Source organism: Novosphingobium resinovorum (assembly GCF_036352595.1).
GTDB classification, from domain to species: domain Bacteria; phylum Pseudomonadota; class Alphaproteobacteria; order Sphingomonadales; family Sphingomonadaceae; genus Novosphingobium; species Novosphingobium resinovorum_B.
Genome location: NZ_JAZFAX010000012.1, coordinates 59,057 through 73,453, shown reverse-complemented (window position 1 = coordinate 73,453; position 14,397 = coordinate 59,057). Strand labels below are relative to the sequence as shown.

At 66.8% G+C, this 14,397-nt stretch carries 11 protein-coding genes; 1 reads left to right on the top strand and 10 read right to left on the bottom strand.

Features of this window, described 5'->3' with window-relative positions:
• Positions 1 to 3: 3 nt before the first annotated feature.
• Both V2S85_RS13275 and V2S85_RS13270 read right to left on the bottom strand, forming a co-directional pair.
• Positions 4 to 2,532, bottom strand: coding sequence for a penicillin-binding protein 1A (locus V2S85_RS13275; protein WP_330703328.1), 2,529 nt, complete (start codon positions 2,530 to 2,532; stop codon positions 4 to 6).
• Positions 2,533 to 2,583: 51 nt separating this feature from the next.
• Complete coding sequence (locus V2S85_RS13270) at positions 2,584 to 3,453, bottom strand: N-acetylmuramoyl-L-alanine amidase (RefSeq protein WP_330703327.1); 870 nt, start codon at positions 3,451 to 3,453, stop codon at positions 2,584 to 2,586.
• Between the two features lie 611 nt (positions 3,454 to 4,064).
• Here V2S85_RS13270 and V2S85_RS13265 point away from each other — a divergent pair.
• Positions 4,065 to 6,755 carry an Rne/Rng family ribonuclease gene (locus V2S85_RS13265; protein ID WP_330703326.1) on the top strand — a complete coding sequence of 897 codons (2,691 nt, stop codon included), beginning with the start codon at positions 4,065 to 4,067 and terminating at the stop codon, positions 6,753 to 6,755.
• Positions 6,756 to 7,464: 709 nt separating this feature from the next.
• On the opposite strand, the gene V2S85_RS13260 is transcribed toward V2S85_RS13265, so the two are convergent.
• The 8 genes from V2S85_RS13260 to V2S85_RS13225 form a co-directional block, all read right to left on the bottom strand.
• A complete protein-coding gene (locus tag V2S85_RS13260) occupies positions 7,465 to 8,049 on the bottom strand; it encodes a hypothetical protein (RefSeq protein WP_330703325.1) in 585 nt (194 codons plus the stop codon).
• Entirely contained in the window at positions 8,042 to 8,536 is a 495-nt protein-coding gene (locus V2S85_RS13255) for an ATPase (RefSeq protein ID WP_330703324.1), read from the bottom strand. Before V2S85_RS13255 ends, V2S85_RS13260 begins: the two co-directional genes overlap by 8 nt.
• A gap of 104 nt (positions 8,537 to 8,640) precedes the next feature.
• A complete protein-coding gene (locus tag V2S85_RS13250) occupies positions 8,641 to 8,865 on the bottom strand; it encodes a F0F1 ATP synthase subunit C (RefSeq protein WP_008833283.1) in 225 nt (74 codons plus the stop codon).
• Between the two features lie 62 nt (positions 8,866 to 8,927).
• Positions 8,928 to 9,710: a F0F1 ATP synthase subunit A gene (locus V2S85_RS13245; protein WP_008833284.1), complete on the bottom strand. Its 783-nt coding sequence runs from the start codon at positions 9,708 to 9,710 to the stop codon at positions 8,928 to 8,930.
• A 53-nt stretch (positions 9,711 to 9,763) separates the two neighbouring features.
• Positions 9,764 to 10,084, bottom strand: coding sequence for a F0F1 ATP synthase assembly protein I (locus V2S85_RS13240; RefSeq protein WP_330703323.1), 321 nt, complete (start codon positions 10,082 to 10,084; stop codon positions 9,764 to 9,766).
• A gap of 333 nt (positions 10,085 to 10,417) precedes the next feature.
• Entirely contained in the window at positions 10,418 to 10,810 is a 393-nt protein-coding gene (locus tag V2S85_RS13235) for a YdbL family protein (protein ID WP_330703322.1), read from the bottom strand.
• Positions 10,810 to 11,049, bottom strand: a complete 240-nt coding sequence (locus tag V2S85_RS13230; RefSeq protein WP_330703321.1) for a YnbE family lipoprotein — start codon at positions 11,047 to 11,049, stop codon at positions 10,810 to 10,812. Before V2S85_RS13230 ends, V2S85_RS13235 begins: the two co-directional genes overlap by 1 nt.
• A 47-nt stretch (positions 11,050 to 11,096) precedes the next feature.
• Entirely contained in the window at positions 11,097 to 14,354 is a 3,258-nt protein-coding gene (locus V2S85_RS13225) for a YdbH domain-containing protein (protein ID WP_330703320.1), read from the bottom strand.
• Positions 14,355 to 14,397 lie beyond the last annotated feature (43 nt).

Sequence of the window (14,397 nt, the reverse complement as noted above, 5' to 3'; positions counted from 1 at the left end):
CGATCAGTATACGCCGCCCTGCTGCTCGGCGAAGTTGCCCATGTCGCCGGCGGCCGCGGCGGCCCCCGCTTCACGTGCGTCGCGGGCGCTGCGGATCGAGGAGACCAGCGCGTCGCGGCGACGGCTGAACTCGTCCTCCGCCGTGTACTGGCGCGGTTCGGTGTCGGGCTTGAAGGCTTCCCAGATGACCGCCGCCTTGATCTCGTCGGAAGGCTCGACGCCCATGACCCGCTTGCCGGTGACGCGATCTATGCGAACCATGCGGATGCCCTGCGGCGCCACGAATGGCTGATGCGACCAGCGCTCCGGCGTCGCCAGCACCACGTCCTTGAAGATCGGCGCGGCGATGCGGCCGCCCTGCGCGTAACCGCCCAGCGAGCGCGGATTGTCATAGCCGATGTAGACGCCGCCGACGTAGTCCTGGTTGCCGCCCATGAACCACACGTCGGTCGGGCCGTTGGTGGTGCCGGTCTTGCCGAACAGTGGCAGGTTGAGCGAACGCAGACGCTCGGCGGTGCCGCGCGTGACGACGCCTTCGAGCATGTGGACGACCTGATAGGCGGTCGGCGCATCCATCACCTGCTTGCCCACGCGCTGCACGCGCGGCATCGGCTTGCCGTCCCACTGCGCCATGTTGCAGGTGTTGCAGGCGCCCTTGTCGGCGCGCCAGATGACCTTGCCATTGCGGTCCTGCACGTAGTCGATCACCGAGCCGGAGAACTGCACGCCGTTGTTCGCCAGCGCCGCATAGGCGTTGATCATGCGCGCCACCGTCGTCTCGCCCGCGCCGAGCGCGAAGCTGAGGTACTTCTGGTAATCGCCGATGCCCATGTTGTGAAAGGTGCGCGTGACCTTGGCCATGCCCACGTCGTTGGCGATGCGCACCGTCATCAGGTTGCGCGACTGTTCGAGGCCCCAGCGCATGGTGTGGCTGCCCGAACCGCCCTCGCCGCCGAAGTTGCGGAAGCACTTGTTGCCCAGCCCCGCGCCCTGGAACACGCAGAAGGTGCCATCGAGCACCTGAGTGGCGGGCGTCATGCCGTTCTGCAGCGCGGTGGCGTAGACGAAGGGCTTGATCGTCGAGCCCGGTTGACGCTCGGCCTGGACGGCGCGGTTGAAGCTGTCGAGGCCGGCGTCGAAGCCGCCCTGCATCGCCACCACGCGGCCCGAGCCGGGTTGCTCGATGATCATGCCGCCCGAGACCTCGGGAATCCCGCGAAGCGCCCAGGTGCCGCCGCCGACCGGCTGCGCGGCGACGAGGTCACCGACCCGGGCCTTGTCCGAGATCCCCGTCAGCGTGGCGACGTTGCCGTCGGAAAAGCCGATGCGGCCGGTGCTGCCCGATGCGTCGAGAATGACGCCGACGCGCCAGTCCTTGTAGTCGATCGTCTTGTTGGCGACGACCAGCTGGCTCTGCCAGTTCTCGAGGTCATTGAGGTGCGCGATCGCATGCACGAAACCGCGATTGCCGTGGTAGAGAAGCAGCCCCTTGCGCAGCGCGTCGCGCACCGCGACCTGCATCTGCGGATCAAGCGAAGTGCGCACCCACAGGCCGCCGGCATAGACGCTGTTCGGGCCGTCCTCGGCCTTCTCGCCGTACTGGCCGATCAGCCGTCGGCGCACTTCTTCCAGGAAGTAGCCGTTCGACGCCTCGTACGTGCTGGTGCGCTGGGTGACCAGGCCGAGCGGCTCGGCCTTGGCGGCGGCGGCGGCCTCGGGCGTGGCCCAGCCGTTGCGCACCATCTGGTCGAGCACCCAGTTGCGACGCTCGATCGCGCGGTCCTCGTTCTTCTTGCGGCCGTAGACCTCGGGCGCGCGCGGCAGGATCGCGAGGAATGCGGCCTGGCTGAGCGTCAGATCCTCGACGTCCTTGTCGAAATAGGCGCGAGAGGCCGCCTGCACGCCGAACGAACGGCGGCCGAGCGGGATCTCGTTGAGGTAGAGTTCAAGGATCTGCTGCTTGGTCAGCACGCCCTCGATGCGGCGGGCGACGATCATTTCCTTGAGCTTGCGCGTCACGGAATACTCGTCGCCGATCAGGATGTTCTTGGCGACCTGCTGGGTGATCGTCGATCCGCCCTTGGCGCGCACGCCCGAGCCGTACTTGGTGACATAGTCGACCACCGCGCCCGCAAGACCGCCGATGTCGACGCCGCCATGCGTCCAGAACGTGCGGTCCTCGGCCGAGAGGAAGGCGTTGACCAGCGGCCGGGGGAAATCGACGAAGCGCAGTTGCACGCGGCGTTCGCGGGCGTAGGAATAGACGATCTCGCCGTCCATCCCGCGCACCATCGTCGGCAGCGGCGGCTGGTATTCCAGCAGCTTGTTGGCGTCCGGCAGGTCGTAGGACAGGAACGCCCAGAACGCGGCGATACCGGCGAATCCCGCCATGCACAGATAGCCGAACCGGCGCATCCACTTGCGCTCGCGCCAGGCCTTGCGCAGCGCGGCAAGGCGTCCTGCGCCCTCGCGGCGGATGCGGTACGTGGCGTCTGCGGGCGGCTGGTCGCCGGGATCAATCGCGTCGGTCATTGCCTGCGCCCTCTAGCACGGGGTTTCCGCGCAAGGCCAGAGAGGTTGCGATCAGGCACCCGCGTTCCTCGCGAAATAGGCGCGGATCGCCTTGGCGCCGGCCTCGGCGAGCGCCTGCTGGCCCTCCCGTGAACCCAGCACCCGCGCATCCTGCGGATTGTTGATATAGCCCGTCTCGAACAGGATCGAGGGCATGTCGGGGGCCTTGAGCACCGCTAATGCCGCCGCCTCCGGCCGGTCGCGATGGAGGCCCAGCCCGGCATCGCCCAGTTCGCGCAGCAGCAGGCTCGCCACCTGGGTCGAGCGCGACTGCGCGCCCCGCTGCGAGAGGTCGAGCAGGATCGCCCCGACTTGCGCGCTGGTCTTCGACAGGGCCACTCCGTTGACGCGGTCGGCACCATTCTCGCGCTCGGCAAAGCGCTCCGCCGCCTGGCTCGATCCCTTTTCGGAGAGCACGTAGACACTCGCGCCGCGTGCCGAGTCGGCTTCGGCACTGTCGGCATGGACCGAGACGAACAGGTCCGCGTTCAGCCGCCGCGCGATGTCGGGCCGATCGGCCAGCGCGATGAAGCGGTCGGTGTCCCGCGTGAGCGCCACGCGCAGGCCGCCGTCTTCCAGCAGCTTGTCACGCAGCGCCAGCGCGATGCGCAGCGCCACGGCCTTCTCCCTGAGTTCGCCCTGCCCGGCGCCGGGATCGAAGCCACCGTGCCCGGCATCGATCACCACCAGCGGCCGACTGGCATCGGGGGGGCCGTCCACGCGCGGCAAGTCCACTGGCGCATCGACCCCCGGCAGGTCGAAGCGCACGACATAGTCGTAGCCCCCTGCCCGTGCCGGAAATGCCCCGCTCGCCGCGAACGCTGCGGCAAGCAGCGCCAGCGGTACGGCGAAGACCAGGATCAACTGCAAGGTGCGCGACATCGAGGGCAAGGACTAAGGCGGCATCGCCCGCCCCGCAATCCTCGCCATGCGGGCTTTCCCACAGCCTGATCGCCCCTAAATTCCAACGGTCCAAGCAACTTGCCGTCTTGCGTCATGAATGCTACGCCAGCAGAACCGAGGCGAGGAATGCGCGTCGGTCCTCGCAATCCGGCAATACCATAACCATATGGCGCCGGACAGGACCGGCAGAGCCAGACGCAAGCCTCGGTCCAGGGAGCCGGAAATAATCCTTTTTCCGGAGTGCCTTATCAGGTTGAAGTGAGCCATGAGAAGCCAGTTGCCGCCTTGCCATTCGACGCCCGAAAGGGCGCGGGCGGCGTGGTCGCAACTTTCCGCGCGTTCTAATACGCCGCGCGTGTCTTCGCTCGCAGACGCACATGCTGCCGCACATGCTACTGGGGCAGCCACTACTTTCGCCGCGCATGGAGCGCTGGATTGCTCCACCATTGCGCCAAAACTCGCCCCCTCAGTTTGGAACGCCGCCCCAAGTGGCCGCGTCGTGATTCTGCGGGGCGCATTCGCCTACAGTGAACATACGCGCATCCGCCAGGCTGATCCGGCCCGGCGTCGACGCGCACGGAGAATACCAAATGGCAACCCGCATGCTGATCGATGCGCGCCACCCGGAAGAAACGCGGGTGGCGGTCGTCAAGGGAAACCGCATTGAAGAGTTCGACTTCGAGTCGACCGAACGCAAGCAGATCAAGGGTAACATCTACCTCGCGAAGGTGACGCGCGTGGAGCCTTCGCTCCAGGCCGCGTTCGTGGACTTCGGCGGCAACCGCCACGGCTTCCTCGCCTTCAGCGAAATCCACCCGGACTATTACCAGATCCCCAAGGAGGACCGCGAGGCCCTGCTGGCGGAAGAAGCCGCCCATGCCGAGGAAGAAGCCGCCCTGCGCGCCACCGAAGGTGACGACGAGGACGAAGACGGCGACTACAACGACGATGGCGGCCTCACCGAGGTCGACACCTCCGAGAAGGACCACGTCGCCACGATCGAGGACGGCGCGGTCGAGAACCCGTTCCACGCCGACGACGAAGGCGAGCACGGCGACGAAGAGTCCGAAGGCAATAACCGTCGCGGCCGTGGCCGTCGCCGCCAGGGTGGCCGTCCCTCGGGCCGCTCGAAGGAAGCCGACGACTTGCGCGCCAAGCGCATGGCGCTGCGCCGCCGCTACAAGATCCAGGACGTCATCCAGCGCCGCCAGGTGCTGCTCGTCCAGGTCGTCAAGGAAGAGCGCGGCAACAAGGGCGCGGCTCTCACCACCTACCTCAGCCTCGCGGGCCGCTACTGCGTGCTCATGCCGAATTCGAGCCACGGCGGCGGCATCAGCCGCAAGATCAGCTCGGCCTCGGACCGCAAGCGCCTGAAGTCGATCATCGCCGAGATGGACCTGCCCCGCTCGATGGGCTGCATCGTCCGCACGGCGGGCCTCCAGCGCACCAAGACCGAGATCAAGCGCGACTTCGACTACCTCGCCCGCCTGTGGGACGAGCTGCGCGAACAGACCATGCGCTCGGCCGCTCCGGCGCTGATCCACTCGGACAGCGACCTCATCAAGCGCGCCATCCGCGACATCTACAACCGCGACATCGAGGAAGTGATCGTCGAGGGCGAGGCCGGCTACCACGCCGCCAAGGACTTCATGAAGCTCCTGATGCCCAGCCACGGCCGCAAGGTTAAGCCTTACGCCGATCCCGTCCCGCTGTTCCAGCGCTTCGGCGCCGAGGACCAGCTGACCGCGATGTACGACCCCGTCGTGCAGCTGCGTTCGGGCGGCTACATCGTCATCAACCCGACCGAAGCACTGGTTTCGATCGACATCAATTCGGGCCGCGCCACCAAGGAGCACGGGATCGAGCAGACGGCGGTTGCCACCAACCTCGAAGCCGCTGCCGAAATCGCCCGCCAGCTGCGCCTGCGCGACATGGCCGGCCTCGTCGTGATCGACTTCATCGACATGGAGTACGGCTCCAACGTCCGCAAGGTCGAGAAGGCGATGAAGGAAGCGCTCAAGAACGACCGTGCGCGCATCCAGGTCGGTCGCATCTCCAGCTTCGGGCTGATGGAAATGAGCCGCCAGCGCCTGCGCACCGGCGTTCTGGAAGCGACCACGCGTTCGTGCCCGCACTGCGACGGTACCGGCCTCGTGCGTACCGCCAGCTCGGCGGGCCTCTCGGCGCTGCGTCTGATCGAGGACGAAGCGGCCAAGGGCAAGGGCATCGTGGTCTCGCTGTTCGCCTCCACCGAGGCGGCGGTCTACATGCTCAACGCCAAGCGCACCGACCTCGCCGACATCGAGGAGCGCTACGGCGTCACCGTCGAAGTCATCCCCGAGGGTGAGAACGAAGGCGCCAAGATGCGCGTCATGTCGTCGGGTCCGCGCAACGAGTTCGTGCCCCGCTTCGAGCCCATCGCCGAGGACGTCGAGGACGACTTCGTCGAGGAAGAGTACGAGGACGAAGAGCTGGAAGCCGAAGAGGCTGCCGAGCGCACCGAAGCGTCCGAGGACGGTGAAGGCCGCCGCAGCAAGCGCCGCAAGCGCCGCCGTGGCCGCAACCGCGATCGCCGCGAGGACACTGCCGAGACGGCGGAAGTCGAAGGCGCGGTCGAAGCTGCCGATACTTCGGACGAAGCCGAAGAAGCCGAAGACGAAGGCGAGACCGTCGCCGAAGCCGAGGGTGACGACACCAATGCGCCCAAGAAGCGTCGTCGTCGCGGTGGCCGTCGCCGTCGCGGTGGTCGCCGTGGTGAAGGCGAGGCGGAAAACGGTGCCGAGGGCGATGACGCCGTGATCGGTGCCGAAGGCCTCGAACTCGCCGCCGAAGACGCTGCGCTGCCGGTCGCCGATGGCGGCATCGGTGCCGAACCGGTCGTCCCCGCCGACGCCGAACCGGTGGCCGAGGAAGCGCCCGCAAAGCCCAAGCGCACCCGTCGCAAGAAGGCTGACGTCGAGGCCGAAGCCGTCGTCGAGGCGCCCGTGGCTCCTGAACCGGTGGCCGAGGAAGCCCCGGCAAAGCCCAAGCGCACCCGCCGCAAGAAGGCTGACGTCGAGGCCGAAGCCGTCGTCGAAGCGCCCGTGGCCTCCGAACCGGTGGCCGAGGAAGCACCCGCAAAGCCCAAGCGCACCCGTCGCAAGAAGGCTGACGTCGAGGTCGAAGCTGTCGTCGAGGCTCCCGCAGCCGCGCCCGAAGCTCCCGCTGAAGCCGCTCCGGCGGAAGCGGAAACCACGTCGGGCCCGCGCCGTGGCTGGTGGCAGCGCACCTTCGGCGAGTAACCGCCGAACCCGGCGCTCCAGCCGGACGCAATGACAGGCGCCGCGCGCGATCTTCGGATCACGCGCGGCGTTTGTCGTTTGGAATTCCGGAAATCCCTGTTTCAGGTTCAAAGGAACATGCAGGGGTTTTACCACCCCTGCACCCCGTACAACGTCGATGGCCCGCGCGTGACGGGCGTTGTCTTGCAAGAATGATCTGGCGCACCAGTTCCCGTCGGCGTGCAGAGGTGCGGAGACGCGGAAGATCAGCGCCTGCGGCGAAGCCGCTCTTGCTTTCGGGGGTGTGGTTTACGCAAGGTCGAACAGGGAATGAGCCTGCGGCTCAAAGCGACACCTTTGCGCCTTCGCGCCTTCGCGTGAACCATTTCTTCGTTCTTCAAAGCAGTTCGCGCAAAGTCCGCTTCGCGAGCGAAACCGCAGAAAGTCCGCTTTCCTACAGCACACGCCGGCCGGTACCCTGCTCCCATGCCCGGCGCCCTTCTCTTCCACTCCCCAAGGTTACACCACAAGGTGACACATCGGCCTCACAAGGTGACACATCGCCCGCAAAATGTGTCACCTTACAGCCCCAAGGTGACACTTCCCGGGCCAAGGTGACACCATTTCCCCCTGGACCGTGTAACCTGTGTAAACCCTATCACCTTGCGCAACAAAAAAGCCCCCGTCCAAGGACGGAGGCTTCTTGAACTCGTCCACAAAGGAGAGAGTGTCAGATCCCGGCGATCGCCTGGTCGACCAGCGCCTTGTCGGCCGAGGCCGAGTGGTTGGCGGCGATCAGGCCCTTCGCGGCGGCGGCAGCGGCGGCGGCCGCCTGGTTGCGCAGCTGCGTCACGGCCGAGAATTCGGCTGCGGTGATCTTGTCCTGCGCCATCTTCTCGCGGCGGGCGATGGTCTCGGTAGTGTCCGCCTCGGCCTTGGCGACGATCGCCTCGGCTTCGTGACGGGCATGGTCGAGCATCGCGGCGGCGTCCTTCTCGGCGTTCGCGATCTTGTCCGCGTACTCCTTGCGAAGGGCTTCCGCCTCGGCGCGCAGGGACTTGGCTTCGGCCAGCTGCGACTTGATCTCGGCGATCTTGGAGTCGAGGCCCTTGCCGATCATCTTCGGCACGCCCTTCCAGGCCAGGATCGCGAGCAGCACGATCATCGAGCTGCTGACGACCGCGACCGGCGGCGCGAAGCCGAGGAACAGAGGTTCGGCGTGATGCTCGGTCGAAGCGTGGGTCGCTTCCGCGCCCGTCACTTCGGCGGCTTCATGGTCGAGACCGTGCTCGACTGCAGCGGTAGCGTCAGCCATGGACCAGGTTCTCCTTCACGGCGCCGCGCACGGCGGTGTCGTCGAGCGACAGGCCGGCGATGCGGCTGAGGATATCGCGGGTCGCCTCGGCGGCAACGGTCTCGATATCGTCGGCGGCGGCACGGCGCGCATCGGCGATGCGGGTTTCCGCACCGGCCAGGGTGGCGTCGATCGAAGCCTGGGCGACGGCGAGGCGCTGCTCGGCAGCGGCTGCGGCCTTGGCACGGGCTTCGGCGATCGAGCCCTGCGCTTCGGCGCGGGCGGCGTTCTCGCGGGTGCGCCAGGAAGCCTCTTCGGCATCGGCCTGGGCACGAGCGGCTTCGGCTGCCTTGAGGTCTGCGGCGATCTGGTTGTCACGGCTGGCGACGGTGTCCATCACCTTCGGCACCATGCCCCGTCCAACGACGAAGAAGGTGACACCGAAGAAGATCAACAGCCAGAAGATCTGGCTGGAGTAGAACTCGCCTAGCTGAGCGATCTGAGGCATGGGTTCAGCCCTGTCTCGAAGGAAGCCGGAAAAAATCTTGCCGGAAATCCCGGCCGCCTCACCAAAGGGTCAGGGCGGCCGGAAATCCGGTCAAACGCGAGCGATCAGGCGAAGATCAGCAGCGCGGCAATGACGAACGAAAGCAGGCCGAGAAGCTCTGCACCGGCGAAGCCGATGAACAGACGACCCTGCTGGGCGTCAGCGGCGCCCGGGTTGCGCAGCGCGCCTTCGAGGAACTTGGCGAAAACGTTGCCCACGCCGATCGAGGCGAGGCCGGCGCCGATTGCAGCGAAACCGGCTCCGAGCAGCTTTGCAGCTTCTGCGTCCATATCAAAAACTCCCTTTGGTGTGCCCGCAAGTGAGGCGAAAAAAGATCAGTGAAGGTGAGATCTCAGTGAAGATTCTCGGCGTCGTTGAGATAGACGCAGGTGAGAAGAGCGAAGACGTAAGCCTGGATGCCGGCGACCAGCAGTTCCAGCGCGCAGATGCCGACCATCAGCACGAAGCTGGGAATGCCGGCGATCGCGAACATGATCGGACCATTGTTGCCGCCCGAGATCACGAAGCTGGAAAGCACTTCGAGCAGGACGTGGCCGGCCATCATCGCGACGAACAGTCGCAGACCGAGGCTGAACGGACGCACCAGGAACGAGATCAGCTCGACCACGAAGATGATCGGGATCATCAGCGCCGGCGTACCGTGCGGCACGAAAAGCGAGAAGAAGTGCAGCTTGTGCTTGGCGAAGCCGACGATCAGCACGATCGAGAACGACAGCACCGCAAGAACGCCCGTGGCCGAGAAGTGGCTGGTGAAGGTGAAGGCGTGAACGCCCAGCACGCCCAGCGGCATCAGGCCGAGGAAGTTCGCGAAGAGGATGAACATGAACAGCGAGAAGATGTACGGAACATACTTCTTGCCGTTCTTGCCGACGTTGGCGGCGAGCATCCCGTCGATGAAACCGGTGAAGGTCTCCACCGCCATCTGCCAGCGACCGGGCACCAGCTGGCGCTTCATGCCGCCCGCCACGAACACGATCAGCGCGAGGGTGGCGATGGCCATCCACAGCGCACTGTTGGTGAAGGCGATGTTGTAACCGGCAATGTTCCAGTCCGCGCCCGCCAGCTTCTCGAGCTGGAACTGGTGCATCGGATCGAGCTTCGCTTCGGCTGCCACGCGTTACCCCTGTCGCCTATTGAACTGCAACGCCCCCTTCCCCAAATCTCGGGTCAGTCGGAACGCTGGTTCGTAATCCTTAATATGTTCCTGAAGGCAATACCTATTCCCACGAACAGCATCACCATCAGACTCAAGGCCATATATCCGCTGAAATGGCCGATGAGCCACCCCAGGAACAGACCGCCCGCAACCCCGCCGAGCAGTTCCGAAAGCACCCGGTTGCCCATGCGATAGCTCGCATCGGTTTCCGCGCCGGCTTTCGGTCGGTTACGTTCCTCTTCCCGCTCGCGAAGGGCCTTGAGCCTTTCGTCGAGCGAATCGATGCGCGCATCCTCGCCAACAGGGTCTCGTGCGGGTTGTTCGTCGGTCATGTCACGTCCTCCTCACGATGACAGGAACGTTACACACAAACGACGGTAACCCGCCAAGAGCGCCGCCCCCTTAGGGTGGGGCTTATCCCGAGTCAACCGGGGCAGCGGCCGCATCGGGCGCGTTGTTGACAGCGAACGATCCCAACAGGCGCGCGGTTCGAAGAACAACTGCGGCAACGCAGCCAATACCGCAACGGCGATAGGCCCGTGGCGCCGACGAAAAAGGCCGGAAAAGCGTCCCCGCTTCCGGCCTTTTCTTGATTCGTCAATAGGGTGCGGAATTTTTTGGCGCCGCCCGCCTAGTACTTTTGGCCATCGCGCCATTTCACCGCATCAGGGGCAGCGCGGATCGAGTTCCGGCGCGCCCGAGCCGCGCGTCTTCCACGAGCCGTCCAGGCCCTGGTACTTCTCGCCGGGCTTGGTGTCGCGGATGAGCTTGCAGCCGGTGGTGAAGGCGTATTCCTCGATCGTGCTCTTGCCCTGGGCGGCAGTGGTGTAGACCGAGCGACGCTTGTTGTTGATGTCGCGGACCATGGCGGAGATGTCCCCACCGCCGCTGATAACACCGAGATAGCCGTCGCGCTGTTCGCCGACCTGGCCGGCGCTGCGCGCCGCGACGTATTCCGGCGAGCGCTGCGCATAAGCCGTGGACGCACCGGCGACGGCGAGAACCGTGGCGCCAAGAACCGTGGCGGCTGCGGCGGCGATGAAACGAATGCCCGTCATCAGAAAATGCCCTCGTTCTGTTCCACCGTCTTGGCCGCGTCGGCCGCGAGGCGGTAGACCACTTCCTGCCGGATGTTGATGTTGAGTTCGATCACGATCGGCTTGTCGGGCGCTGCAACCTGAATGCAGCCTCCGAGGCCGAGCGCGACCGCCATCACCGTCGCGGCCATCATTGCGGCGCGAACGGCGCGCCTGCCGGACCGTGTGCCCATCTGCTCTGTCGAATACCCGTCGATCATCGCCGGGCTTGTCGCAGCCGGAGGGCTTCCGGTCAATTCCGAGGGCATCATGGCTTTTTCTCGCTGACTGGAGGCTGAATAGCGCCGGATGGAGTTTTACCCGGCGGGGAAGCGGCGGGAGGCGCCGGATTGAGCGTCGCATCGACATTCGAACGGCTGCCGTCGCCGTTGACCAGGCCCAGCACGCGCGGATCGGTGACATAGGCCGGATCGTAGAGCGAGCGCATCGAGCCGAACAGGCTGAAGAACGGCGCCTTGACGTTGACGATGAAGCGGATCGGCAGCTTGGCGACCTGCTTGGTCAGGAAGTTCCGGCTTGCCCCCTGCCCCTGGCTGAGGCCGTCGAAGCTGATCCGCGTCAGGATCTCGCCCGAGAGCGAGCCGCCCAGCCCGATCTCCATCTGCTTGTAGTTCACCGACTTGAGCGCCGAGAAGGCGAAGTTGCCCATCGCCGACAAGTCCTTGTACGTCAGCGCCCCGACATAGGAGACGTTGCCGCCCGGCTCGCGCGAGCGCAGGAAGCCGTTCTCGATGCGCCCGCCGTTCTCGTCGAACACCAACGGCATCTCGCCGTCGAACACGCCGCTCGCGTTCATGTTGGTGAGTTCGAGGTGCTGCACGAAGTCAGCGGCGTCGAGCCCCTTCACCCGCAGCGTGTAGTACCGCGTCTCCGCCGCGCCGATCTGCATCTTCGCCGGATCGAGCGTCAGCGTGCCGCTCATGAACGGCCATTGCCCGCCATGGACGATGAGGTTGTAGCCGGGCCGCAATTCGTAGGAGAGCGTGCCGTCGGTCACTTCGATGCCGGGGTTCATCGAGGCGATGCGCACGCTCTGGTTGGGCGCGGTGACCATGCCGAGCAGGTCGGTGAAGACCACCTCGCCCGAAAGGCCATGGACCGGGCCGAAGGCGGCGGCGAAGTCCACGCCGTCGGTGGCGAAACGGCCGTGGCTGGTGACGCCCTTCTCGTTCCAGTCGATGCGCCCGGTCCCGCGCACGAGGCCCTTGAGGTCGGAGACCACGCCCAGCACCAGCCGCGAAAGCGCGTCGGGCTGCAGCTTGTCGTCGAAGACGAGGCCGCCGACGCTCAGGTCCGCCCGGCCGCGCGCGCTCGACAGGTCGTGGACGATATCGGCGCGGACCACCTCGCGGTCGCTCACCGGTTCGCGCAGCAAGGCCTGCGCGGTGATGCGGTTGTCGACCAGCCGAAGCGTCGCGCCGCGCGCCGTCATCGGCTGGAACCGCGCCACCGGCTGGCGGTCCACCAGCGTGAAATGCGCATCCTCGATAGAGGCCACCCCGCCCGCATAGCGCCAGCGGCCCGAAGCCTGCTTCATGTCGAGCGGAACCGCGGCGAGGCGGATGTCGGCCTCGTCGAACGTACCGGCGATATCCTTGCCGATCTCGGCGTCGAGGCGGCTGACGGTGAATTGCGAGGCGGTGTCCGCAGCCCCCAGCGCGACCTTGATCGCGCTCGCCTTGAGCACGCCGGGTCTTCCGCCGCCCATGGCGAAACCGAGCGGGCCACTGGCGATGCGGATCGGCGTCTCGCCCAGCCGCCCCGATACGTCGAGCGAGGTCGCGCCAGCGGCGATATGCAGGTCTTCGGGCCGCCCCTCGACGATGGCGCCGCCGCGTGCGGGACACAGCGTCAGCTTGCGCTTGTCGATGGCGAGACTGGAGAAGCTCAGCGCATCGAAGGCCAGGTCGGTGCAGCCGCGCCACACCGCGAGCCTGCCGTCGGCGCCCCAGCGGCCATCCAGCGGCAATTGCAGGTTGCGGGTGCTTCCCCCCGGCAGATCGCCGCTCATGAGCACTTGCCCGGTGAACGAGAGCGCTCCGTCGGAGGCCTGTTCGAGCGCGAGGCGCGGCACCCCGACCATCGCCGAACCGGCGCGGTAGTCCGGCATCGAGACGCGCATGGCGAGGTGCCCGTGCTCGTCCGTCTCCATCCGGCCCCAGACTTGCGGCAGCCCTTGCCCGCCGGTGTTGAAATTGCCGCTGACACGCGGCGCGCCCTTGCCGAACAGCGCCTGTACGCGCGACAGCGCCAACAGCGACGCACCGCTGCCCCCGCGCAGCGAACCGCGCGTGACGACGAGACTCAGCCCGTCTTCGGAATTGCGCACGACGAGGCTGCCGCCCAGCGAACTGCCGCGCATCTCGCGTGCCAGTGCCCGGCGTACTTGCGCCGCGATCGGCGCCCCCAGCGTGCCTTGCGCCGCCGCTTGCGCCGATTGCAGCGACCGGTCGAGGCTATCGCCGATCGCCAGCGCCTTGCCGGTCAGGTCGCCGTCGAGGTCGAACCGCGCGAGGCCGCCGGTCGAACGGGCGCGGCCTTCGAAGACCACTTCTCCCAGCCGGGCCTGCGGCGTCTCCAGCCCGCGCCCGGTGACGCGGTACGTCCCGCTGAGCGCCCGGTCGCGATAGCTGAAGCGCCCGCCCGCGCTCAGCGTCGCCAGCTTCTGCACGCCTTGCCGCAGGCTTCGGGCGGCAAGGCCCAGCTTGCCTTCGGCCCCGTCGAGCGCCTCGTCGAGCGTGACGTCGAGTTGCAGCCCCGCCTGCGCGAGGGTCAGGTCGCGGGCCTTGCAGGACAGCGCGTCCACCCGCACCGGCCCGACGAATCGCGGCCTGGCGGCGGACGTGGTCAGCTTGCCGTAGAGCGTGCCGCGTCCGGTGCGGCAGCCATCGAGTTCCAGCCCCGGCGAGACCGCCGCCAGTTCGCCGGAAAAGCCCCCGCGCAAGGCGCCCGCGCCCGCCAGCTTGACGCCGAGGCGGCCATGGTCGCTGTCGATCAGCGCGCGCCCATCGACGACGGCGACGTCGAGGTCGGGCATCTCGAAGGGGCCGGGCTTGCCGGTGAACAGCGCCTTGTCGAGACTGCCGAAACTGACCTTGCCGCCGCGATAGCTGCCGTAGAGCCTGGGCCTGACGACGGTGATTCGGCCGATGCCGGGCAAGCCCCAGGACAATCGCGTGGCGATGCGCAGTTCGGCCACGGTCAGGTCGGGACGGCGCGGATCGCCGATCACCAGGTTGCGGATCACCTGCTCGGAGGGGCCGATGCTGACGATCTCGTAACGGGCGGGCAGGCCGAGCGATTCGAGCTGGCCCTCGATGATGTCGTCGGCGATCTCCTCGCGCGCCAGCCAGGTCGCGCCCAGCGCGGCGACCAGAAGGCCGCCGACGACGAGCACGGGGCCCCTGCCGATCCGGGACCAGCGACGACGACGCGGGCGAACGGCGGCATCCTCATCGATGTCAGGCTGGTCGGGAATGGGGGGCTGGTCCTGATCTTGCGACATCCGATCGTTCACTTGCGCCGGGCGGGCGGGAAAGGCAATTGTT